Origin of the sequence: Citrobacter sp. Cpo069 (assembly GCF_030332785.1) — a bacterium.
Lineage (GTDB): Bacteria > Pseudomonadota > Gammaproteobacteria > Enterobacterales > Enterobacteriaceae > Citrobacter > Citrobacter portucalensis.
Genome location: NZ_JAOWHD010000059.1, coordinates 226754 through 253721, shown reverse-complemented (window position 1 = coordinate 253721; position 26968 = coordinate 226754). Strand labels below are relative to the sequence as shown.

General features: G+C 52.3%; 25 protein-coding genes. 18 read left to right on the top strand and 7 right to left on the bottom strand.

Annotated features, from left to right (window positions below):
* The first annotated feature begins 134 nt into the window (after positions 1–134).
* From ydiJ to OGY08_RS17195, 3 genes are all read left to right on the top strand, one after another.
* Complete coding sequence (ydiJ, locus tag OGY08_RS17205) at positions 135–3191, top strand: D-2-hydroxyglutarate dehydrogenase YdiJ (protein WP_057067855.1); 3057 nt, start codon at positions 135–137, stop codon at positions 3189–3191.
* A complete protein-coding gene (gene menI / locus OGY08_RS17200; protein WP_008784603.1) occupies positions 3188–3598 on the top strand; it encodes a 1,4-dihydroxy-2-naphthoyl-CoA hydrolase in 411 nt (136 codons plus the stop codon). Before ydiJ ends, menI begins: the two co-directional genes overlap by 4 nt.
* Before the next feature lie 77 nt (positions 3599–3675).
* A complete protein-coding gene (locus OGY08_RS17195; RefSeq protein ID WP_003030540.1) occupies positions 3676–3864 on the top strand; it encodes a YdiH family protein in 189 nt (62 codons plus the stop codon).
* A gap of 67 nt (positions 3865–3931) precedes the next feature.
* Here the strand turns inward: OGY08_RS17195 and OGY08_RS17190 are convergent, their stop codons facing one another.
* The gene (locus OGY08_RS17190; protein ID WP_125363169.1) at positions 3932–4783 is read right to left on the bottom strand and encodes a Vmh family MBL fold metallo-hydrolase; all 852 of its coding nucleotides are present in this window, start codon (positions 4781–4783) and stop codon (positions 3932–3934) included.
* Positions 4784–4904: 121 nt separating this feature from the next.
* Here OGY08_RS17190 and OGY08_RS17185 point away from each other — a divergent pair, with 121 nt between their 5' ends.
* From OGY08_RS17185 to ldtE, 8 genes are all read left to right on the top strand, one after another.
* Positions 4905–5780, top strand: a complete 876-nt coding sequence (locus tag OGY08_RS17185; RefSeq protein WP_125363192.1) for a LysR family transcriptional regulator — start codon at positions 4905–4907, stop codon at positions 5778–5780.
* A gap of 488 nt (positions 5781–6268) precedes the next feature.
* Positions 6269–6637, top strand: coding sequence for a Fe-S cluster assembly scaffold SufA (gene sufA / locus OGY08_RS17180; protein WP_032943201.1), 369 nt, complete (start codon positions 6269–6271; stop codon positions 6635–6637).
* An 8-nt stretch (positions 6638–6645) separates the two neighbouring features.
* Positions 6646–8133 (top strand): Fe-S cluster assembly protein SufB, encoded by a 1488-nt coding sequence (sufB, locus tag OGY08_RS17175; protein ID WP_020996440.1) that lies wholly within the window; start codon positions 6646–6648, stop codon positions 8131–8133.
* Positions 8134–8149: 16 nt separating this feature from the next.
* The gene (gene sufC / locus OGY08_RS17170; RefSeq protein ID WP_003832649.1) at positions 8150–8896 is read left to right on the top strand and encodes a Fe-S cluster assembly ATPase SufC; all 747 of its coding nucleotides are present in this window, start codon (positions 8150–8152) and stop codon (positions 8894–8896) included.
* Positions 8871–10142 (top strand): Fe-S cluster assembly protein SufD, encoded by a 1272-nt coding sequence (gene sufD / locus OGY08_RS17165; RefSeq protein WP_032943209.1) that lies wholly within the window; start codon positions 8871–8873, stop codon positions 10140–10142. The genes sufC and sufD overlap by 26 nt, the downstream gene beginning before the upstream one ends.
* On the top strand, positions 10139–11359 hold the full coding sequence (gene sufS / locus OGY08_RS17160; RefSeq protein ID WP_125363170.1) for a cysteine desulfurase SufS: 1221 nt from the start codon (positions 10139–10141) through the stop codon (positions 11357–11359). Before sufD ends, sufS begins: the two co-directional genes overlap by 4 nt.
* A 12-nt stretch (positions 11360–11371) precedes the next feature.
* On the top strand, positions 11372–11788 hold the full coding sequence (gene sufE, locus OGY08_RS17155) for a cysteine desulfuration protein SufE (protein WP_003832654.1): 417 nt from the start codon (positions 11372–11374) through the stop codon (positions 11786–11788).
* Positions 11789–11911: 123 nt separating this feature from the next.
* On the top strand, positions 11912–12916 hold the full coding sequence (gene ldtE, locus OGY08_RS17150) for a L,D-transpeptidase LdtE (protein WP_008784610.1): 1005 nt from the start codon (positions 11912–11914) through the stop codon (positions 12914–12916).
* Positions 12917–12984: 68 nt separating this feature from the next.
* Here the strand turns inward: ldtE and lpp are convergent, their stop codons facing one another.
* From lpp to ynhH, 3 genes are all read right to left on the bottom strand, one after another.
* On the bottom strand, positions 12985–13221 hold the full coding sequence (lpp, locus tag OGY08_RS17145; protein WP_003029373.1) for a murein lipoprotein Lpp: 237 nt from the start codon (positions 13219–13221) through the stop codon (positions 12985–12987).
* 309 nt (positions 13222–13530) lie between these two features.
* Complete coding sequence (pykF, locus tag OGY08_RS17140) at positions 13531–14943, bottom strand: pyruvate kinase PykF (RefSeq protein ID WP_008784611.1); 1413 nt, start codon at positions 14941–14943, stop codon at positions 13531–13533.
* Between the two features lie 7 nt (positions 14944–14950).
* Positions 14951–15145: a protein YnhH gene (ynhH, locus tag OGY08_RS17135; protein ID WP_244293978.1), complete on the bottom strand. Its 195-nt coding sequence runs from the start codon at positions 15143–15145 to the stop codon at positions 14951–14953.
* Positions 15146–15519: 374 nt separating this feature from the next.
* Here ynhH and OGY08_RS17130 point away from each other — a divergent pair, with 374 nt between their 5' ends.
* Genes OGY08_RS17130 through OGY08_RS17120 form a run of 3 tightly spaced genes read left to right on the top strand, consistent with a single transcriptional unit; the run spans position 15520 to position 18037 of the window.
* Positions 15520–16542, top strand: a complete 1023-nt coding sequence (locus OGY08_RS17130; protein WP_060682285.1) for a methionine ABC transporter ATP-binding protein — start codon at positions 15520–15522, stop codon at positions 16540–16542.
* Entirely contained in the window at positions 16535–17203 is a 669-nt protein-coding gene (locus tag OGY08_RS17125) for a methionine ABC transporter permease (RefSeq protein WP_048214308.1), read from the top strand. Before OGY08_RS17130 ends, OGY08_RS17125 begins: the two co-directional genes overlap by 8 nt.
* A gap of 21 nt (positions 17204–17224) precedes the next feature.
* Positions 17225–18037 carry a MetQ/NlpA family ABC transporter substrate-binding protein gene (locus OGY08_RS17120; protein ID WP_003029358.1) on the top strand — a complete coding sequence of 271 codons (813 nt, stop codon included), beginning with the start codon at positions 17225–17227 and terminating at the stop codon, positions 18035–18037.
* Between the two features lie 94 nt (positions 18038–18131).
* On the opposite strand, the gene ttrA is transcribed toward OGY08_RS17120, so the two are convergent.
* From ttrA to ttrB, 3 genes are read right to left on the bottom strand one after another with little or no spacing between them, the layout of a single operon-like run.
* Positions 18132–21197 carry a tetrathionate reductase subunit TtrA gene (gene ttrA / locus OGY08_RS17115; RefSeq protein ID WP_286566179.1) on the bottom strand — a complete coding sequence of 1022 codons (3066 nt, stop codon included), beginning with the start codon at positions 21195–21197 and terminating at the stop codon, positions 18132–18134.
* Positions 21190–22212, bottom strand: coding sequence for a tetrathionate reductase subunit TtrC (gene ttrC, locus OGY08_RS17110; protein ID WP_125363172.1), 1023 nt, complete (start codon positions 22210–22212; stop codon positions 21190–21192). Before ttrC ends, ttrA begins: the two co-directional genes overlap by 8 nt.
* Positions 22213–22947, bottom strand: coding sequence for a tetrathionate reductase subunit TtrB (gene ttrB / locus OGY08_RS17105; protein WP_020996438.1), 735 nt, complete (start codon positions 22945–22947; stop codon positions 22213–22215).
* A gap of 227 nt (positions 22948–23174) precedes the next feature.
* Here ttrB and ttrS point away from each other — a divergent pair, with 227 nt between their 5' ends.
* The 4 genes from ttrS to OGY08_RS17085 all read left to right on the top strand — a co-directional run bounded on the left by ttrS (position 23175) and on the right by OGY08_RS17085 (position 26890).
* Positions 23175–24908, top strand: a complete 1734-nt coding sequence (gene ttrS, locus OGY08_RS17100) for a tetrathionate respiration histidine kinase TtrS (protein WP_125363194.1) — start codon at positions 23175–23177, stop codon at positions 24906–24908.
* Positions 24883–25467 (top strand): tetrathionate respiration response regulator TtrR, encoded by a 585-nt coding sequence (gene ttrR, locus OGY08_RS17095; RefSeq protein WP_008784617.1) that lies wholly within the window; start codon positions 24883–24885, stop codon positions 25465–25467. The genes ttrS and ttrR overlap by 26 nt, the downstream gene beginning before the upstream one ends.
* Before the next feature lie 92 nt (positions 25468–25559).
* Entirely contained in the window at positions 25560–25769 is a 210-nt protein-coding gene (fumD, locus tag OGY08_RS17090) for a fumarate hydratase FumD (protein ID WP_003029345.1), read from the top strand.
* Between the two features lie 494 nt (positions 25770–26263).
* On the top strand, positions 26264–26890 hold the full coding sequence (locus OGY08_RS17085) for a ferredoxin-like protein (protein ID WP_125363173.1): 627 nt from the start codon (positions 26264–26266) through the stop codon (positions 26888–26890).
* Positions 26891–26968 lie beyond the last annotated feature (78 nt).

Below are 26968 nucleotides of genomic sequence, written 5' to 3'. Positions count from 1 at the left end.
ATTTCAGCGGTTTTGAACAGGCGGATTCTGCCTGTAAATCTGCTGAGCGTATTAGAAAAAAATGTGATACAACAAACAAAGCAACACGCAAACGATAAAATTCACAACACAGACCGCAGGAAAGGGTCACTATAATGATTCCACAAATTTCTCAGGCGCCAGGTGTCGTTCAGCTGGTGCTCAATTTTTTGCAGGCGCTGGAGCAGCAAGGATTCACGGGTGATACGGCAACGAGCTATGCCGATCGTCTGACAATGTCGACGGATAACAGTATTTATCAGCTGCTTCCTGATGCTGTCGTTTTCCCTCGTTCAACCGCAGATGTGGCGCTAATCGCCCGTCTGGCGGCAGAACCGCTATTCTCGTCGTTGATTTTTACCCCGCGCGGCGGCGGCACCGGGACCAACGGTCAGGCGCTGAACCAGGGCATTATTGTTGATATGTCCCGCTATATGAGCCGGATTATTGAAATCAACCCGCAAGAAGGTTGGGTGCGGGTAGAAGCCGGGGTGATAAAAGACCAGCTCAACCAGTTTCTGAAGCCATATGGCTATTTCTTTGCCCCGGAATTATCCACCAGTAACCGGGCAACGCTCGGCGGGATGATCAACACCGATGCGTCCGGGCAAGGATCGTTGGTTTACGGTAAAACTTCCGATCATGTGTTGGGCATCCGTGCGGTGCTGATGGGCGGTGATATTCTGGATACCCAGCCCATGCCGGTCGAGCTTGCCGAAATGCTGGGTAAAAGCAATACCACGATTGGCCGTATCTATAAGACCGTTTATGAGCGTTGTCGTGATAACCGACAGCTGATCATGGATAAATTCCCGAAACTTAATCGCTTCCTGACGGGTTACGATCTGCGGCACGTCTTTAACGATGAGATGACCGAATTTGATTTAACCCGCATTCTTACCGGCTCTGAAGGTACGCTGGCGTTTATCACCGAAGCCCGCCTTGATATCACGCCACTGCCCAAAGTCAGACAGTTGGTTAACGTTAAGTACGATTCGTTTGATTCGGCGTTGCGTAACGCGCCGGTGATGGTGGAAGCGCGCGCATTGTCGGTAGAAACCGTCGACTCCAAAGTACTCAATCTGGCGCGTGAAGACATCGTCTGGCACTCGGTAAGCGAACTGATTACCGATGTCGCGGATAAAGAGATGCTGGGCCTGAATATTGTCGAGTTTGCCGGTGACGACGAAACCTTGATTAATTCTCAGGTCAGCGCACTCTGCGAACGCCTGGATGGGTTAATCGCTCGTCAGGAAGCGGGCGTTATTGGCTGGCAGCTATGTACCGAACTGGCGGGCGTCGAACGAATTTACGCCATGCGCAAAAAGGCTGTCGGTCTGCTGGGTAATGCAAAAGGTTCCGCGAAGCCCATTCCGTTCGCCGAGGATACCTGCGTTCCTCCGGAGCATCTGGCTGACTATATTGCCGAGTTTCGCGCGCTGCTCGACAGCCATGGTCTGAGTTACGGCATGTTCGGCCACGTGGATGCTGGCGTGCTGCACGTCAGGCCGGCTTTGGATATGTGCGACCCGCAGCAGGAAGTACTGATGAAACGCATTTCTGATGATGTCGTCGCGCTGACGGCAAAATATGGCGGTTTGTTGTGGGGTGAGCACGGGAAAGGTTTCCGTGCGGAATACAGTCCGGCGTTTTTCGGTGATGAATTGTATCGTGAACTGCGCAAAGTGAAATCGGTGTTTGATCCGCAAAACCGGCTCAACCCAGGCAAAATCTGTCCACCGGAAGACGTTGATGCGCCGATGATGAAAGTGGACGCGGTGAAACGCGGAACGTATGACCGTCAAATCCCGCTGGCCGTACGCCAGGAGTGGCGTGGGGCGATGGAGTGTAATGGCAACGGGTTATGCTTTAACTTCGATGCGAAAAGCCCCATGTGCCCGTCGATGAAAATCAGCCTTAACCGTATCCATTCTCCGAAAGGGCGAGCTACGCTGGTACGTGAATGGCTGCGTCTGTTGGCCGATCGCGGGATCGATCCTGTGCAACTGGAAAAAGAGCTACCGGAGAAACGCGCCAGTTTACGCACGCTGATTACCCGTACCCGCAACAGCTGGCATGCACGCAAGGGCGAATACGATTTCTCGCACGAAGTAAAAGAGGCGATGTCAGGGTGCCTGGCGTGTAAAGCCTGTTCCACACAGTGTCCGATAAAAATTGATGTGCCGGAGTTCCGCTCACGCTTCCTGCAACTGTACCACACGCGTTATCTGCGCCCGTTGCGCGATCATATGGTGGCGACCGTTGAGAGCTATGCACCGCTAATGGCGCGGGCGCCTAAAACGTTTAACTTCTTCATCAATCAGCCGCTGGTGCGAAATCTGGCTAAAAAGCACATTGGAATGGTTGATTTACCGCTATTGTCTGCGCCGTCGCTGCAACGCCAACTTGTGGGGCATCGTTCCGCCAATATGACGCTGGAACAGCTCGAATTACTCAGCCTCGAGCAAAAAGCCCGTACGGTGCTGGTGGTGCAGGACCCTTTCACCAGCTATTACGATGCGCAGGTGGTCGCTGATTTTATACGTCTGGTAGAAAAACTGGGTATGCAGCCGGTACTGCTGCCGTTTTCGCCAAATGGCAAGGCGCAGCACATTAAAGGCTTTTTAAACCGTTTTGCCAAAACGGCGAAAAAGACATCCGAGTTTCTTAACCGGGTAGCGAAGCTGAATATTCCGATGGTGGGTGTTGATCCGGCGCTGGTGCTTTGTTATCGCGATGAATACAAGCTGGTGCTGGGAGAACAGCGGGGTGATTTCCATGTACTGCTGGCCAACGAATGGTTATCAAAAGCTGTGGAAACACAGCAGTCAGTCGCTGTTGGCGGTGAACCGTGGTACTTCTTTGGCCACTGTACCGAAGTGACGGCTTTACCGGGCGCGCCTGCACAATGGGCGGCTATTTTTGCTCGCTTTGGCGCAAAGCTGGAGAACGTCAGCGTGGGGTGCTGTGGTATGGCTGGCACTTACGGTCACGAAGTGAAGAATCACCAAAACTCATTGGGTATCTATGAGTTATCATGGCACCAGGCAATGCAACGATTGCCACGTAACCGTTGTCTGGCTACAGGGTACTCCTGTCGCAGCCAGGTTAAACGCGTTGAAGGTACGGGCGTTCGCCACCCATTACAGGCACTGCTGGAGATTATAGGATGATCTGGAAACGTGAAGTCACACTCGAGGCGCTTAATGCCATGGGTGAAGGAAATATGGTTGGGTTGCTCGATATTCGTTTTGTGCACATTGGCGACGATACGCTGGAAGCTACGATGCCGGTGGACCATCGCACCAAACAACCCTTTGGGTTGTTACACGGCGGCGCATCCGTGGTGCTGGCGGAAAGCATTGGTTCGGTAGCTGGCTACTTGTGTACTCAGGGTGAGCAGAAAGTGGTGGGCCTGGAGATCAACGCCAACCATATCCGTTCTGCACGGGAAGGGCTCGTCAGGGGCGTATGTCGCGCGTTACATACAGGTTCTCGTCACCAGGTGTGGCAAATAGAAATCTTCGATGAGCAGGGTCGATTGTGCTGCACGTCGCGTCTGACGACCGCAATTTTGTGATGCATATTGCTTTTGGTCATTATCTGCACAGGGGATGGTGTTATACTGTGCAGGTTTTGAACACAAGCGAGGATGATATGTCTACCCAATTAGACCCTGCCCAACTGGCAATAGAATTTTTACGTCGTGATAAAACCGATCTTTCACCGGCTCAGTACCTGAAAAGGCTGAAACAGCTTGAGCTGGAGTTTGCAGATCTGTTGGCGCTCTCTTCCACTGAACTGAAAGAAGAGATCTATTTTGCCTGGCGCATGGGCGTTCATTGATTCCGGTATGCTTATCGTAACGAAACCCCGACACGCGTTCGGGGTTATTTTTTGCCTTAAATCTTCATTACCACTTCATCTCGCCGCTGTTAACTTTTGCACTTAGTTCCAGCGAGCTTACGTCAGCAAGGCCTGGCCATGCTGACGTCATGGTTTTAATCACATAACCCGATCCTTTTTTCGCCTCTAGCGCCTGCTCAAACGACTGCAAATAGTCCTGGGTGAAGCGAATAGCTTTATCACCGGTTGGGCGGTCGCCAATGTAATGACCCGGTACCACCTGAGTGGGCTGTAAGCTCTGCATTTCGCTCAGTACGCTACGCCATGCACTACGTTGTTGTTCAGACTGTGTGTCCGCCGTCCAGACGTGAATACCTGAAGCCACGCCTGTGCCGCCAATAATGGCTCGATTCGCCGGGATCCAGATATACGCTGCATAATCGTTGGCGTGACGCAGTTCCAGCGTTTCGTCATCAACCGTGAACTGCGTTTGCGTAGTCGCCTGCGGAACGGTGAGCGATGTTGGTGCGCCGTCCTTCATTTGCGGGCCCCAGAACTGCAGCTTGGCCTCTTTGGTGGCGCGGATATGGTCTACCACCTGCGGCGTTGCCAGGACTTTTACCTGTGGGAAGGCCTTAACGATGGGCTCCAGACCAAAATAGAAATCCGGATCGCCGGAGGTGATCACAATAGCCTTCAGCGTTTTACCGCTGGCTCGAATCATTTGCACCAGTTGTTCGCCATCTTTGGTACTGAACTGGGCGTCAAACAAAATCGCCTCTTTTGGGCCAGACACCAGCGTCGAAGAAACCGGGAAAATAGCCTTATCCTGTGGATTATAGACGTCCAGCTGTAGCGGCGCGGCGAAAGCTGAAGACGCAAACAGAGGTAACAGCAGGGCCAGAGTTTTAACTTTCATACCAGGTAACCTTGTGCAGGAAATTGTCTTTTGATAGTTCCCGTATTTTAAGGATATTCGGATCTGTTAGAATTCCCTCATTAGGACATGCTGAGTTTCATGAAACGATCGGATGGGAACAATGGACAGAGTGATGGCGGCAACGGTATTCAACCATATCTGTGATTTGGGTAGCCTGAGCGCAGCCGCGCGTGCGTTGGGGCTTTCCCGTCCGATGGTCAGTCGTTATCTCGACGAGATGGAAAAATGGGCAGGCGCAAGGCTTATCCATCGCTCATCGCGTCGCTTGACGATCACGCCAGCGGGTGAAGATGCATTAGTGAAAACACGTTCTCTGGCGCAACTTTCGCTGGATATTGGTGCCGCCAGTGCCGCGCAAATTCCCTCCGGCACGCTACGTGTAGCCTGCGCCCATTTTACCGCGATGCATATTCTTGCTCCGGTTCTGCCGACGTTTATGGCGCAATATCCGCAATTACGTATTGAGGTGGAGATCAATAATCAACCGGTAAGCCTTGTGGGGGAACGCATCGATGTGGCGATCCGCATAACGGATAATCCAGAGCCAGGGACTATTGCCCGTCGGTTGGGCGACTGTAAATCGGTGCTTTGCGCGTCTGTAGATTATCTGCATCAACATGGCACACCTGAGACAATCGACGATCTCACACGGCACAATTGCCTGTACTACAGCGGTTTTGCCGGACAATCCTGGCACTTTTTGGATCCTCAGGGGCAGTCTGTCTCCGTTGCAATCAAAGGGAATTTGAGTGCAGGGATCTCTTCGCTGCTCTGCGAGTCGGCGGTGGCCGGAATGGGGATCGCGTTGGTGCCAGAGCTGGAGGCGCAGGAAGGGCTGGAACAGGGAAAGCTAATTCGATTACTGCCAGAACTTCAACCTAAATGCCTGCCGATTTATGGTTTGTACCTTTCACGTGAACATCAACCCGCAGGGCTACGCCTGCTGCTGGACACGCTCAGTGAGGCACAGCGTTAAATATGTGATTGAACGCGTTTATAAAATAGTCAAACCGCAATTAGTGTTAAAAAAAACTAATCGGTGTATGAGATTCTTCTTATCGCCCCTTCAAGAGCTAAGCCAATATGAGTGCCGGAGATAAGCGCCGGATGGGGCCGGAACCCTTAAGCCTGCCAGCAAGCAGACTTAAGGGTTTTTCGTTGTTTGTTTATTATTTGAATTGTTTTTCCCTACCTTCATCCCCACCTATCCTTTAAATAGACATTTTCTATACATCTTTTGTCATTTGACCTGACTGAACGATTGGATTTTCATAATCCATTATTAATCAATGCATTGAACAAAATAATCCATCCCTGTAAACCCTCGCTGCAGGGTCTATGCTTAGTAAAAGTAGTCAGAAAGGGCGATTAACCCGAATGCCCCTGCTGTTGAGGGGTTGAAGTGATAATCATTATCACTAACATGGTGTTATAGCTTAAAAGCTAGTGACTCGAGGTAACTCTATGGAATTGCATTCAGGAACATTTAACCCGGAAGATTTTGCCTGGCGTGGACTGACGTTAACGCCAGCGGCTGCGGCGCATATCCGTGAACTGGTGGCAAAGCAACCTGACATGTTGGGTGTGCGTTTAGGTGTGAAGCAAACAGGGTGCGCGGGATTCGGTTACGTGCTGGATACCGTCCGCCAACCCGAAAAAGACGATCTGCTGTTTGAAACGGAGGGCGCCAGACTTTATGTGCCGTTGCAGGCGATGCCGTTCATTGACGGCACAGAAGTCGATTTCGTTCGCGAAGGATTAAACCAGTTATTTAAATTTCATAACCCGAAAGCCCAGAACGAATGCGGCTGTGGCGAAAGTTTTGGGGTATAGGCGGTACTATGTCTCGTAATACTGAAGCAACTGACGATGTCAACACCTGGGCTGGCGGGCACCTTAATTACAAAGAGGGCTTCTTCACCCAACTGCAAACCGATGAGCTGGCAAAAGGGATCAATGAAGATGTCGTGCGCGCGATTTCGGCAAAACGAAATGAACCCGACTGGATGCTGGAATTTCGCCTGAATGCCTTTAAAGCGTGGCTGACCATGGAAGAACCACACTGGCTTAAAGCGCATTACGACAAACTGAATTATCAGGAGTACAGCTATTACTCCGCACCTTCCTGCGGTAACTGCGATGAAACCTGTGCGTCTGAACCGGGAGCGGTACAGCAAACGGGCGCGAATGCATTTTTAAGCAAAGAGGTTGAGGACGCATTCGAACAGCTTGGCGTGCCGGTACGTGAAGGCAAAGAAGTTGCGGTTGATGCCATTTTCGACTCGGTATCGGTAGCGACCACCTATCGCGACAAACTGGCGGAACAGGGCATTATTTTCTGTTCGTTCGGTGAGGCCATTCACGATCATCCTGAGCTGGTAAAACAGTACCTGGGCACGGTTGTCCCCGGCAATGACAATTTCTTTGCCGCGCTGAATGCGGCGGTGGCATCTGACGGCACGTTTATTTATGTACCGAAAGGCGTACGTTGCCCAATGGAGCTGTCGACCTATTTCCGTATCAATGCGGAAAAAACCGGGCAGTTTGAACGCACCATTCTGGTTGCGGATGAGGGCAGCTACGTCAGCTATATCGAAGGCTGTTCAGCCCCGGTGCGCGACAGTTACCAACTACACGCGGCGGTGGTGGAAGTCATCATTCACAAAGATGCCGAAGTGAAATACTCCACGGTGCAAAACTGGTTTCCCGGCGATGGCAATACGGGCGGTATTTTGAATTTCGTCACCAAGCGCGCACTCTGCGAAGGCGAAAACAGCAAAATGTCGTGGACGCAGTCGGAAACCGGCTCGGCCATTACCTGGAAATACCCAAGCTGCATTTTGCGTGGCGACAACTCGATCGGCGAATTCTACTCCGTCGCGCTGACCAGTGGACATCAGCAGGCCGATACCGGCACCAAAATGATCCACATTGGCAAAAACACCAAATCGACCATTATCTCGAAAGGGATCTCCGCCGGACACAGCCAGAACAGTTATCGCGGCTTAGTGAAAATCATGCCGACCGCTACTAATGCCCGCAACTATACCCAATGCGACTCGATGTTGATCGGTGCGGATTGTGGGGCACACACCTTCCCGTATGTGGAGTGTCGTAACAATAGCGCCCAGCTTGAACATGAAGCCACCACGTCGCGTATTGGTGAAGACCAGTTGTTTTACTGCCTGCAGCGCGGCATCAGTGAAGAGGATGCCATTTCGATGATCGTGAATGGTTTCTGTAAAGACGTGTTCTCTGAACTGCCGCTGGAGTTTGCCGTGGAAGCGCAAAAACTTCTCGCCATAAGTCTTGAGCACAGCGTCGGTTAAATTTTAAGGAAAGCACATGTTAAGCATCAAAGATTTACAGGTCAGTGTGGAAGATAAGGCGATCTTGCGTGGGTTGAGCCTTGAGGTTCGCCCCGGAGAGGTTCACGCCATTATGGGACCAAACGGTTCGGGGAAAAGTACGCTTTCCGCAACTCTCGCTGGACGGGAAGACTACGACGTCACTGGCGGAACGGTAGAGTTCAACGGCAAGGATTTACTGGAACTGTCGCCGGAAGACCGGGCCGGTGAAGGGATCTTTATGGCATTCCAGTATCCGGTGGAAATCCCTGGCGTCAGTAACCAGTTTTTCCTGCAAACGGCGCTGAATGCGGTGCGAAGTTACCGTGGCGAAGAGTCGCTGGATCGATTCGACTTCCAGGATCTGATGGAAGAGAAAATAGCGCTGCTGAAGATGCCGGAGGATTTGCTCACGCGCTCGGTAAACGTCGGTTTCTCCGGCGGTGAGAAAAAACGTAATGACATTCTGCAAATGGCCGTGCTGGAGCCTCAGTTGTGCATTCTTGATGAGTCAGACTCTGGGCTGGATATTGATGCGCTGAAAATCGTTGCGGATGGCGTGAACTCGCTGCGTGACGGGAAACGCTCATTCATTATCGTCACTCACTATCAGCGCATCCTGGACTATATCAAACCCGATTTTGTTCACGTTCTCTACCAGGGGCGAATTGTGAAGTCCGGCGATTTTACGCTGGTCAAACAACTGGAGGAGCAAGGTTATGGCTGGCTTAGCGAACAGCAGTAACGTGCTGCAACAGTGGCACCATCTGTTTGAGACGCAAGGGGAGACACGCTCACACCATGCGCAGCAGCACTTGCAACAGATGCTGCGTCTGGGGCTGCCAACGCGGAAGCATGAGGACTGGAAATACACGCCGCTGGAGGGATTAACCAACAGCCAGTTTGTCAGTCATGTCGCTGAGATAACGTCAGCCCAATGTGCAGCGTTGTCGCCGACAATTGATGCTGTACGACTGGTGTTTGTTGACGGGCAATTCTCTCCGACGCTCAGCGACAGTACAGACGGTAGCGGTTTTGACATTACCATTGACGATGCGCGCCAGGCGCTGCCAGCGGCTATCCAACCGGAAGTGTTTTTGCACCTTACCGAAAGCCTGTCCCGTAGCGTAACGCACATTCAGGTGAAGCGTAACCAGCGCCCCGCGAAACCGCTGCTGCTGCTGCACATAACCCAGGGGCTGGCGGGCGATGAGGTGAATACGGCGCACTATCGCCACCATCTGGAGCTAGCGGAAGGCGCAGAAGCCACCGTTATTGAACACTATGCCAGCCTCAGCGAGCGTCGCCATTTCACCGGCGCACGCTTAACGATGAACGTCGCGGCAAACGCCCATTTGCGCCATATCAAACTGGCGTTCGAAAATCCGTTTAGTCACCACTTTGCGCATAATGACATTCAATTGGGCGCGGATGCTACTGCCGTTAGCCACAGTTTCTTGCTTGGTGATGCGGTATTGCGCCATAACACCAGTACGCAGCTTAACGGTGAAAACACCACGCTTCGGCTGAACAGTCTGGCGATGCCGGTGAAAAATGAAGTCTGTGATACACGGACCTGGCTTGAGCACAACAAAGGGTATTGCAACAGTCGCCAGCTGCATAAAACGATTGTCAGCGATAAGGGACGAGCGGTCTTCAATGGTCTGATCAACGTCGCCCAGCACGCCATCAAAACCGACGGTCAGATGACCAACAATAATTTGTTGCTCGGAAAGCTGGCGGAGGTGGATACCAAGCCACAGCTCGAAATTTACGCCGACGATGTGAAATGCAGCCACGGGGCGACGGTAGGACGGATCGACGACGAGCAGATGTTCTATCTGCGTTCGCGAGGGATCGGCCAGCAGGATGCTCAACACATGATTCTCTATGCGTTTGCCGCTGAGCTGACGGAAGCCCTGGGCGATGAAACGCTGAAACAACAGGTACTGGCGCGGATCGCCCAACGCTTGCCGGGAGGCGCAGCATGACATTTCCCATTGAAAAAGTACGGGCTGACTTTCCGGTCCTGACGCGTGAAGTGAACGGTTTACCGTTGGCGTATCTGGACAGCGCTGCCAGCGCGCAAAAACCCAATCAGGTGATTGATGCCGAGGCCGAGTTTTATCGCCACGGCTATGCGGCGGTCCACCGCGGTATTCATACGCTGAGCGCCCAGGCCACGGAAAAAATGGAAAATGTGCGCAAGCTTGCCTCGTTGTTTATTAACGCCCGCTCAGCGGAAGAGCTGGTGTTTGTTCGTGGTACGACGGAAGGCATCAATCTGGTGGCGAACAGCTGGGGCAGCAGCAATGTGCGAGCGGGCGATAACATTATCATCAGCGAAATGGAGCACCACGCCAATATTGTGCCCTGGCAGATGCTGTGTGCCCGCGTAGGGGCAGAGCTACGCGTTATTCCGCTCAATGCCGATGGTACGTTGCAGCTGGAGACGCTGCCGACGCTGTTTGACGATCGTACGCAACTGCTGGCGATTACCCACGTTTCTAACGTGTTGGGTACCGAGAACCCGTTATCGGAAATGATTGAGCTGGCGCATCGATACGGCGCAAAAGTGTTGGTGGATGGCGCGCAGGCGGTGATGCATCATCAGGTGGATGTCCAGGCACTGGATTGCGATTTTTATGTTTTCTCCGGGCATAAACTTTATGGACCAACCGGTATTGGCGTTCTGTATGCCAGAGAGTCGCTGTTGCAGGAGATGCCACCCTGGGAAGGCGGTGGTTCAATGATTGCGACGGTGAGTTTGAGTCAGGGAACAACGTGGGCCAAAGCCCCCTGGCGTTTTGAAGCCGGAACGCCAAACACCGGAGGTATTATCGGACTCGGCGCGGCTATTGAGTATGTTTCAGCACTGGGGCTTACTGAAATCAGCGAATATGAACAGTTCATGATGCGCTATGCGTTGGAGCAGCTGGCGGATGTGCCGGATTTGACACTCTACGGACCGGATAACCGCCTGGGTGTGATTGCATTTAACCTTGGTAAACATCACGCCTTTGACGTCGGCAGTTTTCTTGATAACTATGGAATAGCCGTGCGGACGGGGCATCACTGCGCTATGCCGCTGATGGCCTACTATAACGTTCCTGCTATGTGTCGGGCGTCGATTGCAATGTACAACACCCATGAAGAAGTGGATCGCCTGGTAACGGGCCTCAAGCGTATTCATCATTTACTGGGCTAACAGGGAGGCGTTATGGCTGCGCTACCGGATAAAGAAAAGTTGTTGCGTAATTTTCTGCGTTGCGCTAATTGGGAAGAGAAATACCTGTACATTATTGAGCTGGGTCAGCGTTTGCCGGAATTAAACGACGACTTACGCTGCCCGGAAAATAGCATCCAGGGATGTCAAAGTCAGGTATGGATTGTTATGAACCAGAATGGCGAAGGGATTATTGAATTACAGGGCGACAGTGATGCGGCAATTGTGAAAGGACTTATTGCCGTGGTATTCATTTTGTATGATCGCATGACGGCCCAGGATATTGTGAATTTTGATGTGCGTCCGTGGTTTGAAAAAATGGCGCTCGCACAGCACCTCACGCCGTCTCGTTCACAAGGGCTGGAGGCGATGATTCGGGCTATTCGCGCCAAAGCCGCAACTCTTAGCTAAACTGATAAAACACGTTAACTTTCAGACCGACTTGAAAGCGTTCGTGTAAGGCAACGCAGTGACTCGTAAGCCGGATTGGGCGCTCGCCGCCGTCCGGCAAGAACGCCAGGGGGGTGAGTGAGTATGAAACGCGCGTCTGTTATTACGTTAATGCTAATCGGCGCTTACAGCGCTATTCAGGCCGCATGGGCGGTCGATTATCCTTTGCCCCAGGCGAACAGCCGCCTTGTTGGGCAAAACCAAACCTACACCGTGCAGGAAGGCGATAAAAACCTACAGGCGATAGCCCGTAAGTTTGATACCGCTGCCATGCTGATCCTTGAAGCCAACAACACTATTGCCCCCGTACCTAAACCCGGAACCCTGATTACTATTCCCTCACAATTACTGCTGCCGGATGCTCCACGTGAAGGCATTATTGTGAATCTGGCGGAACTGCGTCTGTATTACTTCCCGCCGGGAGAGAATATTGTTCAGGTATTCCCAATTGGTATCGGTTTGCAGGGGCTGGAAACGCCGGTAATGGAAACCCGGGTTGGGCAGAAAATCCCGAATCCTACCTGGACCCCTACACCAGGCATCCGTAAACGCTCTCTGGAGCGTGGCATCACATTACCGCCTGTTGTACCTGCCGGGCCAAATAACCCGTTAGGACGCTTTGCACTGCGTCTGGCGCATGGAAACGGTGAGTATCTGATCCATGGCACCAGCGCGCCGGACAGCGTGGGCCTGCGTGTGAGTTCTGGTTGTATTCGCATGAACGCGCCGGACATTAAAGCACTGTTTGCTCAGGTCCGCACAGGCACGCCGGTCAAGGTGATTAATGAGCCGATAAAATATTCGATTGAGCCGAACGGCATGAGGTATGTCGAAGTGCATCGACCGCTGTCGCCGGAAGAGGAGCAAAACGTCCAGACCATGCCGTATGTGCTGCCAGCCGGTTTCACCCAGTTTAAAGATAATAAAGCGGTGGATAACAGTCTGGTGGAAAGGGCGTTGTATCGTCGCGCAGGTTATCCAGTCACCGTCACTGCCGGGCAAGCATCGGTCGCGAGCAATGGGCCAGAAGTGAAGTCTGCGCAAAATGGCGTGCCGGGAGGAGATGCTGAGGTGCGCGCTACGCAATAACAGGGAAGGGGAATTCAGAGCAAAAAAAATGGCGCACAATGTGCGCCATTTTTATTACACAGATACTATTACTTGCGGTATTTAGTAGCTGCGTTGTCCAGACGCTGGTTAGCGCGAGCTGCGTCATCTTTAGCAGCCTGAACGTCGGAACGCATTGCGTTCACGTCGTTGCTCAGCTGGTCAACTTTAGCGTTCAGAGTCTGAACGTCAGAAGACAGCTGATCGATTTTAGCGTTGCTGGAGCAACCTGCCAGCAGAGTAGAACCCAGGATTACCGCGCCCAGTACCAGTTTAGTACGATTCATTATTAATACCCTCTAGATTGAGTTAATCTCCATGTAGCGTTACAAGTATTACACAAACTTTTTTATGTTGAGAATATTTTTTTGATGGGAATGCACTTATTTTTGATCGTTCGCTCAAAGAAGCATCGAATTGTGCAAAAACGGCTAAAAACCCGAGTGAAAACAGAAAGCTTCCATCGGATTCATCTTAGATAATCACGGATTAGATAGTGAAATCCGATTTGATTTTTTATTAATTGTGGCTATCGATAAAATAAAAAAAGCGCCACCAGGGCGCTTTTTTTAGCAAATTAATTCGCGATGGAATTATTACAGCACGTGAACGGATGCGGTGTTGGTGGTGCCACTCGGAACCAGTGCACCAGAAACCATAACCACAACGTCACCTTTTTGAGCCAGACCGCTTTCCAGAGCGACTTCTTTACCCAGACGATAGAAATCATCGGTAGAGCTGATTTCTTTAACCACCTGTGCAACAACGCCTTTACTCAGCACCAGCTGACGCGCGGTAGTTTCGTTGGTGGTCAGCGCCAGGATGGTGGCATCCGGGAAGTATTTACGTACTGCGCGAGCGGATTTACCACCCTGGGTTGCGACGACGATCAGCGGCGCGTCCAGTTTTTCAGCAGTTTCAACCGCGCCACGGCAAACGGCTTCGGTGATGCGCAGTTTGCGGCTGTCGTTGTTGAAGTCCAGACGGCTGGTCATCACACGGTCAGTACGCTCACAGATGGTCGCCATGATGGTAACGGCTTCCAGCGGGTATTTACCTTTTGCAGACTCGCCAGACAGCATTACTGCGTCGGTACCATCGAGGATGGCGTTCGCTACGTCACCGGCTTCAGCGCGGGTCGGACGCGGGTTTTTGATCATGGAGTCCAGCATCTGGGTCGCAGTGATAACGACTTTACGTGCACGGATACATTTTTCGATGATCATCTTCTGCGCGAAGATAACTTCTTCAACCGGGATCTCAACGCCCATATCGCCACGCGCAACCATGATGCCGTCAGACGCTTCGAGGATTTCGTCGAAGTTGTTCAGGCCTTCCTGGTTTTCGATTTTGGAGATGATCTGGATGTTTTCGCCGCCGTGCGCTTTCAGGTGCTCACGGATTTCAACGACGTCAGAACGTTTACGGATAAAGGACGCTGCAACGAAGTCAACGCCTTGCTCGCAACCGAAGATCAGGTCTTGTTTGTCTTTTTCAGCCAGTGCTGGCAGCGCGATGGAAACGCCCGGCAGGTTAACGCCTTTGTTTTCGCCCAGGTCGCCGTTGTTCAGCACTTTACAGATAACTTTGTTACCTTCGATAGAGGTAACTTCCATGCCGATCAGACCATCATCAACCAGAACGGTGTTGCCGACGGACAGATCTTTAGTGAAGCCTTCGTAAGTTACAGCAACGATTTCGTTGTTGCCTACGACAGATTTGTCGGTGGTGAAGGTGAAGGTCTGGCCCGCTTTCAGGGAAACGTCATTACCGCCTTCCAGTTTGATGGTACGGATTTCAGGACCTTTGGTGTCGAGCAGGATTGCGGCTTTCTTGCCGGTTTTGCTCATGACGTTGCGCAAGTTCTTGATGCGCTGACCGTGTTCTGCGTAGTCGCCGTGGGAGAAGTTCAGACGCATGACGTTCATGCCCGCGTCCAGCATTTTGGTTAACATCTCTTCGGATTCGGTTTTCGGACCGATGGTGCAAACAATTTTCGTCTTTTTCATGACAGTCTTAGTCTTTAAGTTGAGAAGGATATGGAAATCTGGCTCCCATCGCGCACGGATGGGAAGCTAAACCTGAGTTACGAAAGTTGTGATGCCTCGCTCTAAGGATAGGTGACATCGAAAAAGCGTGCAGAGGAATGTGTGCTTGTGTTTCAGCCCAACGGGATGGTGAGTTCTGTAGTCGTTGAGTTTTACAGGTCAATGTGCTGAAACCATTCAAGAGACAATTGGCGCGCATTATACGCTGAAAATTATCAAAAAGGAAAATGGAAACAGCGTTTCAAAACACTTCTGTGAAGTTTTACAAAAATTATTCATTAATTTGTTCATCGGTATGGATAAAGAGGCTATGGGGCTTGCGATTTGTTGCGCAACAAACTGCATTTAACATCTCGATGACTACGTTTTATGCCGTTGACGTCGATGCAGTACTATATTTCTAAAAGTTATATCAAATGCGTTTTAATTCATTTTAAAAGCCAATTCCACTGATTACACTCGTTTGGACATCCATACTGCTAAACAGCCAAAAGCGCTAGCAGAAGAACAATAAGCAGCAGCGGATACCCAAACGACATGATTGTCCTGAAAAATATTTCGAAAGTGTTTACGCCAGGCAGGCTTGCCATCACCGCTGTCGATAACGTCAACCTGACGGTTGAACAGGGGCAGATTTACGGCATTATTGGTTACAGCGGGGCAGGTAAAAGCACCTTAATTCGTTTGCTCAATGGTCTCGAAAAGCCGACCTCCGGCAGCGTGACGATTAACGGCCACGATATCTCGGCCGCCAGTGGGGAATCGTTACGCCAGGCGCGACTGAAAATCAGCATGGTGTTTCAACACTTCAATTTGCTGTGGTCGCGGACCGTTAGCGAAAACATTGCGTTCTCTATGCAAATCGCCGGTGCGTCCAAAGCGTCCATCAAAACGCGGGTTGCTGAACTGATTACGCTGGTTGGGCTGAGCGGTCGTGAAAATGCGTATCCTTCCCAGCTCAGCGGTGGGCAAAAACAGCGTGTAGGAATTGCTCGCGCGCTGGCGAACAATCCAGATGTCCTGCTGTGTGACGAAGCCACCTCGGCGCTGGATCCGCAAACTACCGATCAGATCCTCGATTTACTCCTCGATATTAACCGTCGTTTCAAATTGACCATTGTGCTGATCACTCATGAAATGCACGTGGTACGCAAAATCTGTGACCGCGTCGCGGTAATGGAAAACGGCAAGGTCGTTGAGGAAGGTGATGTGCTCAGCGTCTTTACCCATCCTCAGCAGCCTATTACCCGACAATTTGTTCGTCAGGTAAGCCAGTACACCGAAGAAGACGAGTTTAATCCGCAGCTGGCAAGAGAGTTGGGTGGGGTGGTTATCAAATTAACCTTTACCGGGCAACGTACCCATCGGCCTGTGGTTGGGGAATTGACCCTGCGCTATGGCCTGCCGTTCAACATCTTGCACGGCAAGATGACGCAAACCGCACACGGCGTGTTTGGGCAACTCTGGGTGCACGTGGTGGCCTCTGAGGAACAATTGAACAATATTTTGGCCGACCTGCGCCAGAGCGACATTGAAGGCGAGGTGATTCAACATGGCTGAAGAACTGTTTCCCCATCTGAAGTGGGATCAATTGTTAGCGGCAACCCAGGAAACGCTGTATATGACAGCTCTTTCGGGGGCGGCGACCTTTATTCTGGGCATCGCGCTTGGTCTGGCATTGTTCCTGACCGCGCGCGGCGGATTGTTCCCTAATCGCGCGGTATATAGCGCTATTTCGCTGGTGGTGAATATCTTTCGTTCGATCCCATTCATCATTTTGATCGTGCTGCTGATCCCGTTTACCAAAGCGATGGTAGGCACCATTCTCGGCGCCAATGCCGCGTTGCCTGCGCTGATCGTGGGGGCAGCGCCGTTTTATGCGCGTCTGGTCGAAATCGCTCTGCGTGAAGTGGATAAAGGCGTTATTGAAGCGACGCGTTCAATGGGCGCACGACTGAGCACACTTATTTTTCGAGTTTTACTGCCGGAATCATCTCCTGCTCTGGTGTCCGGGATCACCGTGACGCTAATTGCGCTGGTGAGCTACAGCGCGATGGCAGGGGTAATTGGTGCCGGTGGTTTAGGGAATTTGGCCTATCTGGAAGGATTCCAGCGCAACCACAGCGACGTCACGCTGGTGGCGACGGTGACGATTTTGCTCATTGTCTTCATCATCCAGCTTTGCGGCGATGTGATCACCTCTCTGTTAGATAAACGCTAATAAAATACGGAAACCATAATCATGAAAAAATCACTGACGTTACTCGCCGCAGCAACCTTAAGCGCCCTGAGCTTTGCCTCCTGGGCTGATACTCTGACCGTTGGCGCGTCTAACGTGCCGCATGCGGAGATCCTTGAACAGGCCAAACCGATTCTGGCGAAGCAGGGGATCGATCTGGAGATTAAACCGTTCCAGGATTACATTCTGCCGAACACTGCGCTGGCTGGCCGTGAGATTGACGCCAACTACTTCCAGCATATTCCGTACCTGAACAGCGTGATTAAAGACCATGCAGGCGATAAAACGTATGACTTCGTCAGCGCCGGAGCGATTCACATTGAGCCGATTGGTATCTATTCGAAAAAAGTGAAATCACTTAAAGATCTGCCGGAAGGCGGCAAAGTCATCATGCGTGACGCGGTATCTGAGGAAGGCCGTATTCTGTCGATTTTCGAAAAAGAGGGGGTGATCAAGCTGAAGCCGGGCGTGGATAAAGTAACTGCGCGCATTAGCGATATCGTCGAAAACCCGAAAAAGCTGAAGTTCCTGCCAAACGTGGAAGCCGCGCTGTTACCGCAGATGTATAACAACGACGAAGGCGATGCGGTGGTGATTAACGCCAACTACGCCATCGACGCCGGGCTGGATCCAGTGAAAGATCCTATTGCTGTTGAAAGTGGTGAAAACAACCCGTATGCCAACATCATTACCGTGCATCGTGGCGACGAGAAGAAAAAGGATATCGTAGCGCTGGTTGATGTCCTGCATTCAAAAGAGATCCAGGACTGGATCCGTACTAAATATAAAGGTGCGGTGATCCCGGTAAACAACTAATCTGCTTTTTGCCGGGTGGCGGCAGTGCTTTATCCGGCCTACGACGTCCTGTAGGCCGGGTAAAACGCGTTCGCTATGCCATACGGCACCAGAGCTACACTCGCTCAATTCTCGCTGGCAACCCCTGACGCACCGACGCACCCGACACCCAGTCAAGCCAGGTATTGGTTACCTGTCGGGTTGGGTCCGCAAAACCCAACTCGTTGAGATTAATCCCCGACTTAATCTGCTCATCAAACGCCATCGGCTCACCGTCGAGGGTATGCCGTGCCGCGCCCATTTCTTTATGCCCGTAACCATGCTCGATGGCGATAACACCCGGCATGACGCCATGCAGCAGGCTTATCTGCGCTTGCGCCTGACCACCGGGGGTGGTGATACGCACGATATCGCCGTGTGCTAAACCATACCGCTGACCATCCTGTGGATTGAGCGCCACCAGATTAACCGGCTTCAGATGATGAAGGCGTGGGATAACCGCCGTGGCGCTGGACATGGTATTGGATTTAAAGGAAATCAGTTTCAACGGCCACTCTTGTTCCGGGAACAACTCCTCGACCGCACGTCCATCTGACAGACGTGAAGGATACCAGGCCGGGCAGCCGCTGAAGCGCTCGCCGGTAATCGCATGGCGGTGCGCGGCGACGTTCGCATTCCAGATTTGGAGCGGTTTTTCCCAGGCATTGCCGACGCGGTTATCAACTCGCCCGCTGTTGTCCGGCGCAAAGCGCCCGCCGCGGGAGTAGATAAACGCCACTCGGCTGATTTCATCGGTTTTCAACGTTTGGGTCATCACAGGCATGATCCGCTGGACCCCGGTCAGCGCTATGTCTTCCGGCTGTGCTTCAGCAACCGGAGCTTTGCCCATAAACGCAATATTGGCCGCGAGACGCAGGTAGTAATCTTCCGCACGGTTTAACGGATAGTGATTACCTTGCGGATCGGTAATTGCATTGTCGCCGAATCCAGGTAGCCCGATGCGCTTTGCCACTGCAATACAGAAAGACTCCATCGAGGCCGGTTGGCCGTCAGCCGTGAGGCTGGTCGCCGATCTGACAACTGGCCAACGCGCGGTGGTGGCTTTGCTGGCCACGCCCGCCCACGGAGCGCTGAATCCCCAGCTTTCGAAGTTGTGGGTATCCGGCACGATGTAATCTGCCAGCGCCGTGGTTTCGTTCATAAAGGCGTCAATGGCAATAAACAGCGGCAGACGAGCAGGATCCTTGAGCTTTTCTTCCGCCACGCCGCGTAACCCCGCAATGCCGTAAAACGGGTTGGTCATGTTGGAGATCCAGGCTTTCAGCGGATAAGGGTAACCTTCAAGCGCCGAGACGAGGAGTTCGGTAAGCTGACCGGCGACAAACGGATACCACGGCGCTTTAGCCGGGAAGGGCGATTGCCCGGCAGCCACCTTATTGCGGTACTCTTCCGAAGACTCATAAGCGGTTTTACTGCGCGCGATGCTTAACCCTTTCGGTTTTACCTTCCCGGCGAAGCTGTCCATGTTGTAGCGCGGACCGTCGGTGGCGCCATTAAATTTGCCGCCGCCGACGAACACGCCGCCTTCAAGGCTGAGGTTACCAATAAGCGCATTGAGCATCATTACCGACCAGGCGTTATAAAATCCATTACCTGCCATCATACCGCCGTGCGTGATCACTGCCGCTTTACGCCCGTGGCGGGTGAATGCGTCGGCCAGAGCGGCAATGTCTGCTTCTGACACCCCACACTGCTGGCTGTACTGCGTTAGTGACAGTTTCTCTGCGGACTCACGCAGACACTGGAAGCTGCTTTTTACTGTTACTGTCTGCCCGTCGGCCAGCGTCACTTCACGGGTAACAAACAGCTGAGCGCGCGGGCAACTGCTGGCGGCGACAATCTCACCGGCCTCGTTGACGACCACCGGCTCCTGGGCTGCGTTTGCACTCAGATGGGCGAGGGTCAGGTGCTGTCCGGTAAGCGTTGGAATTTCATCGGTAATCACCAGATGCGTAGCGTTAGTCCAGCTTTTTTCTCCAGCCTGCTGCATGGCCTGCACGCCGGGAATGGCGAGATAATCAGCGTTATAGCGTTGTTTATCGATAATCCAGCTTATCATTCCCATAGCCAGCGCGGAGTCGCTTCCCGGTCGTACGGGTTGCCAGTGGCCGCGATCGTCAGCCAGCACCGTGGTTAATGGCAGGGCTGGCGCCACCACAACATAGCGGAAGTCGTCACGTAAACGGGCGCTGGCCAATTGGCGGGCCTGGCGCTTAAACGGGTTGCCGGATTGCGCCGGAGAGGTGCCCATAAACAGCGCGAATTCGACGTTATCCCAGTCGGGTTTCACGTGGGTATTTTTATCCAGATCGCCCATTAACGCGCCGGAACCGGCCCGATAGGCCAGGCCGCAGTAAGCGCCATGAGCACCGAAGTTTTTACTGCCGAAACTGTTCAGTGCGAAGCGACGTAAAAAGGTATCACGTCCTTCATCGCTGGTATTGGTGACCAGCAGTTGATTGGATTTTGGGCCAAAGCCGGGATGTTTCGCATCAAGCGGTGTAGTGGGATCGTGGATGGCTCTCAGACCATCAACGTGGCCTTCACCAAACAAATCGCCACCTTCCACCACCTCTTTGATCAGCTGTTCGAAGCTGATGCGCTGCCATTTTCCTTCACCGCGTTTACCGACGCGCTTCATAGGCTCCAGAATTCGTAGCGGGCTGTACAGACCTTCGAGTAAGGTTGCACCACGGGCGCAGGCGGTAGAACGTGCGTCAAGACCTGACTCCCCGGTCAACTGTTCCATTGCCGTGGCAAAGGGGACAGAGGCGTCTATATGGTGCTCGTGCGACAACGGATGATAAGGGTTGCCCGCAATGCGCAGCACTTTGCCTTGCTCAGTGTCAACGCGAACCCGTACACCACACTGCGTCCAGCAACCAAAGCACTGCGTCATCGAGATCACCTGCTGCGGGTTTTGCTGCCAGTGAGGCCGGGCGTTGGCTTCGGGGATGAGCGCGTTGGCAAAAATGCGGTCACGGGTAATTTTGCCCGAGGTTCCGTCCAACAAACCGTCTATCGCGCGCTTTGCCACATCCCGATAACTCAGGCCAAAAGTCACCATGCCACCTACGGCAAGGCCGACTTTAAGCCACTGACGACGGGTTAAATTAGCCATGTTGCATTCTCCTTGCGATCGCGTTCAGGGCTTCACGAACAATAATAATCAGTGCTATCCACAGGCCGAAGGTACCCACAATAGCCAGCCAGCCATCGGTGCCGCCGGGCAGGGTATAGGGATTAAACTGCGCGTTAAATTTCGGTACGGTCTGCACCTGGATGAGTAACGTCCAGCGCATTAGCCAGCACAGCGCCATAGCGCTAAAAGCGAGTAATATGCGCAGCGGTAGCGACAAGGGGTAACGTACAACCAACCCGCAAAGAGCAAGCGAAACAAGCCATAGCGCAACCCAACCGATAGCGTAGTGTTGTGCTGAAGAGGCAACATCCAGCCACTGACGGATAGCCGAACCGGAAAGCGTATTACCACTCGCCCAGATCGCCACCACGATAGCCAGCGCGATCAACGTGACCATTTGCCCCCACGCTAGCTTACGCGGTAGTGCGTCCTTGCTATTTGTCGTGGCAATAAGCAGGGCAAGAAATGTTTGCAGCGCGCTGAGGAACATCGCAACCGGAAAGGCGTAACTGAACCAAATGGGACGCGCCTGTACCACCGACACTTCACGGCCGGTGTAAACCAGCAATCCGATGGCGGACAGCGCGCTACCAAGTGCTAACCAATTTGTGACGCTGTAACTTTTTAGCGTTAGCCGTTTCACATGCTGCGCCAGAAACCACAGACCTAAAAAACCGGTAAACAGCGGTAAAAACAGTGCGCCCCACGGCATCCAGGACCATGGCGTCGGATACGCATAGAAATGCCAGACGCGGGCGGTTTGGTGTAGATCAGCGGTCAGCGCCAGTGGCGCGGTAATCGCGCAGGTCAGGGCGATTAACAGCGTCAGATTCTCCAGGTCTGCCGTTTCTTTTTTGCGCCAGTGAAGAACGCAGGCGAATAGCGCGGCGCAGGCGGCAATGCCGATGAAAAAGAAGTATTGTACGGCCCAGGGTAACCAGCTTACGTCCTGGGGATGGGCCAGAACCTCGTCGATAATCAGTGAATGGTTCATTTAAACCTCCTGCCAGAGAGCGGGTTGAGCTCGTCCCATCAATGGGGTGACAAACGCCTCATCCAGTCCCAGATAGAACACGTGAGGAGACGTACCGCTTTCCGGCTTCAGGACTTTGATGGCGTCATGGTGTTCATGCAGCATTTGTGAAATGCGGCTGTGCGGATCTTTAATATCGCCAATGATGCGCGCGCCGCCGACACAGGATTCCACACAGGCCGGGAGCAGCCCCGCTTCTAGGCGGTGAACGCAAAAGGTACATTTATCGGCGGTTTGCGTTTCATGGTTGATGAATCGCGCATCATAAGGGCAGGCCTGCACGCAATAGGCGCAGCCCACGCAGCGTGTGTTGTCGACCACCACAATACCGTCTTCGCGTTGGAAAGTGGCCTGTACCGGGCAAACGGGCACGCAAGGGGGATTATCACAATGGTTGCACAGTCGCGGCAGCAGGACGTTGGTAACGCTTTGCTGGCCTTCAATCTGTACTTGATACTGGTTGACGAGGGTACGAAATTCGCCCTGTGGCGTCTGGTTTTCAATGGCGCAACTGACGGTACAGGCCTGGCAGCCGATACAGCGTCGCAGGTCAACCAGCATGGCGTAGCGATGCTGTTGTGAGCCTTCGTGGCGTTCAGGCGAAAAGGGAAATTGCGCCTGAGCCAACGGAACCAGTGATGCGCCAGCGGTCAGGACGCCCAGTTGCTGGAGAAACTGCCGTTTACTGCTGTCCATATCTTCTCCCGTCACGATGCAACAACGAAACATTGGTCACGCCGTTGATTTGCGTGTGATGAATAAAGAATCTCAATGATTTACAGTGTAAAAATCGTGACGGGGTATACTCTATTGTGGTTAACCACATACCCGGCTTGTTGTTGATCTAAAACAACATAATTGACAGGGATAATTGAGTGGGACGTAACGTAGTAAGATGTCTGACGGTGCTGGCGTCGCTGTGGATGCTAAGCGGCGCGGTCAGGGCGCAGACATGGAACATTGGCGTTTTGGCGATGCGCGGGGAGGTTTCTACACGTAATCACTGGCAGCCGCTGGAAACCTTGTTGAATCAGCAAATCCCCGGTGAGCAGTTTCATATTCAACCGCTGGACCTGCGGCAGATGCAGGAGGCGGTGAATCGTGGAACGGTACACTTTGTGGTCACCAATCCGGCGCAGTTTGTCCAGCTTAACAGCCGCTCGGCGCTACGCTGGCTGGCGTCGTTACGCTCCACCCGTGGTGGGAAAGCCACCAGTAACGTGATTGGCAGCGCCATTCTCGTCAGGCGCGACAGCGGGATAACCTCCGCACACGATCTGATCGGCAAAACGGTTGGCGCCATTGATGCTCAGGCGTTTGGCGGTTATTTGTTGGGATATAAAGCGCTCAGTGATGCCGGTCTGCGCCCTGAACGCGATTTGCGTCTGACGTTCACCGGATTTCCCGCCGATGCCTTACTCTATTTATTACGTGAAAAAGCCGTGCAGGCGGTGATCGTGCCGGTGTGCCTGCTGGAAAAAATGGATGAAGAAGGCCTCATCCGTAAAACCGATTTTATGACCGTGTTGAATCATCCGACTTCAATTCCCTGTTTAACCAGTACGCCGCTCTATCCGGACTGGTCATTTGCCGCACTACCTGCAGTGAGTGACGAGTTGGCCGATCGCGTGACGCGGGTACTGTTCAATGCACCGCAAAACGCGGCGTTTCGCTGGGGCGCGCCCGCCTCGACCCGCGAAGTAGAAGCGTTGTTGCGCGACGTCCGCCAGCATCCGCAGCAGCGTCAGCTGTGGCTGGATGTCAAAAGCTGGTTTATTCAACACCGACTGGCGATGGGGGGCGTGGCCATCGTGCTGCTGTTGCTTACGCTCAATTACATCTGGGTGATGCTGTTGGTTCGCCGACGCGGCAGGCAGTTAGAGCGGAACAACGTGTTGTTGCACAAACAGGAACAGGCGCTGGAGACTGCCCGCCAAATGAGCGTGCTGGGGGAGATGACCTCCGGTTTTGCCCATGAGCTCAATCAGCCGTTGTCGGCTATCCGCCATTATGCCCAAGGCTGTCTGATTCGCCTGCGTGGTCAGGATGAGCAGCATCCGTTGTTGCCCGCGCTTGAGCACATAGACGCCCAGGCACAACGAGGAGCCGATACGCTGCGCAATCTCCGGCAGTGGGTCAGCCAGGCACAGGGCAATCCGGTACTCACCGATGGCTGGCAAGCCATCAACGTTCACGATGCTATCCATCACGTCTGGCAATTACTGCGCATGCCCCAGCAATTCCCGGCGGTAACGCTGCACACGCAGGTTAGCAAGGCGTTAACCTTGATGCTGCCAAGCGTTCTTCTTGAGCAGGTGCTGGCTAATCTGGTACTCAATGCCGCCCAGGCAGGCGCTACGACAGTATGGTTTAGCGCCCTGCACAAGGATTGTGGCGTGCGTATTCAGGTGCAGGATAATGCCGGAGGCATTGACGAGGCTCAGTTGTATCAGGCGTTTCAGCCGTTTATGACCACCCGCAAAGAAGGTATGGGACTAGGACTGGCCATTTGTCAGCGACTGGTACGCTACGCAAACGGAGATATTGAGATCAAAAATCAGCAGGCCCCAGACGGCAAAGCGGGGGCGAGAGTGACATTGTATTTTAAGCCAAATCAGGAAGGAGGCCGTAGTGGCGATAATTCATCTGCTGGATGACGACATTGCTGTTACCCAGGCCTGTGCGTTTTTATTGGAAAGTCTGGGATATGAAGTGTCTTGCTGGGAGCAAGGCGAGAAATTCCTCGCCGAGGCAAATTTGCACCAGGTGGGCGTACTACTGCTGGATATGCGTATGCCGGTACTGGATGGGCACGCTGTGCATGAAATCATGCGTCAGAAAGCAAGTACGCTGGCGGTGGTCTTTCTCACCGGGCACGGCGACGTGCCGATGGCGGTTGAGCAAATGAAACGTGGCGCGGTCGATTTTTTGCAAAAACCCGTGTCAGCCGTGCCGCTTCAGGCAGCATTAGAACATGCCTTGCAGGTCTCAGCAGCGGCGTTCTCGCGACAAGAGATCATCTCATGCTACCAACAACTTACGCCAAAAGAACGGGAACTGGCGCATCTGGTAGCAAAAGGGTTAATGAATCGGGAAATTGCTGATGCCATGAATATTGCCGTGCGTACGGTTGAAGTGCACCGGGCGCGGGTGATGGAAAAAATGCAGGCAGGAAGTCTTGCTGAGCTCGTTAATCGACTTCAGAGAGTTCAGTAGAATGATGACATTTATTTGATTTTCATTGAATTTTGTCTAAATAGTCAGAGTGATATATGCTGTTGGTTTGAGTTAATGACGAGCGGGCAAAAATGGGAAATCAGACGAAAGACGACGAGTTGTACCGTGAAATGTGCAGAGTAGTCGGTAAAGTAGTGCTGGAAATGCGCGATCTGGGACAAGAACCTAAGCATATCGTCATTGCGGGAGTACTGAGAACCACCCTTGCTAACCAGCGCGTGAAGCGCAGTGAGTTAGAAAAACAGGCTATTGAGACTGTAATTAAAGCATTGGCCGGTTAATTCATAAAAAGAGGACCGCAGAAATTTTTTGCCGTCCTCTTATTCTCGATACGTTAATCTATCAATCTATATAATTTATCTCCGTTAATAATTGGTTGTAGAGAACTATAAATCGATATGTATTCATTTATATATCGGTTGTCGTACAGCATTATATTTGGGAGAGGGTTCACAAATATTTGTAATTTAAATGGGCTGCTATTTCACTCTATTTCTTAATGATAATAAATCTCACTCCGCATTAATTATATCCCTTCCGTTTTTTAATTGATGACGATCAAGACTATGCATGCTGAATAACCACATTATTTCTGCGCCTAACCCTAAAGGATTAGATTCATTCAGTTTAACCACCGTCATTTACGCGATCAGGTTAGGGCAAAAATTTACGTGTTGTTGGCAACATTAACCGCCCGATATGGCTTGAGCTGCGCTGGTTTAAATTAGCCTGGAGGTGTTGCTACCACAGCATTTGCGAAGAGGATGCGAAATAAATGAACCAGGTTGATCGTCCATTTTTAGATTGTGGTTTAACGCGACTAGAATTCCTGCGGATATCAGGGAAAGGACTGGCGGGATTAACGATTGCCCCCGCGCTGTTATCCCTATTTGGTTGTAAGCAGGAAGATGTCGATAGTGGGACCGTGGGGCTTATCAATACGCCGAAAGGGGTTCTGGTGACCCAGCGAGCGCGCTGTACGGGCTGTCACCGCTGTGAAATATCCTGTACCAGTTATAACGATGGTGCCGTAGGGACCTTCTTTTCCCGGATAAAAATCCATCGCAATTTCTTCTTTGGCGATGATGGCGTCGGGTCCGGTGGTGGGCTGTATGGCGATTTAAACTATACCGCTGATTCCTGCCGTCAATGCAAAGATCCGCAGTGCATGAAGGTCTGCCCAATTGGTGCAATTACCTGGAAACAGGAAGACGGTTGTATTGCGGTGGACCACAAACGCTGTATTGGCTGTAGCGCGTGTACCACAGCCTGCCCGTGGATGATGGCGACCGTAAATACCGAAACGAAAAAGTCCTCAAAATGTGTGTTATGCGGGGAATGCGCCAATGCTTGTCCGACTGGAGCATTAAAAATTATCGAGTGGAAAGATATTACTGTTTGATAGATAACAGGCATACCTGATTCGCGCCATTAATTGCCAAAAATACTGCAGTTTTGGATAAAAAACTGCCTGAAGAAT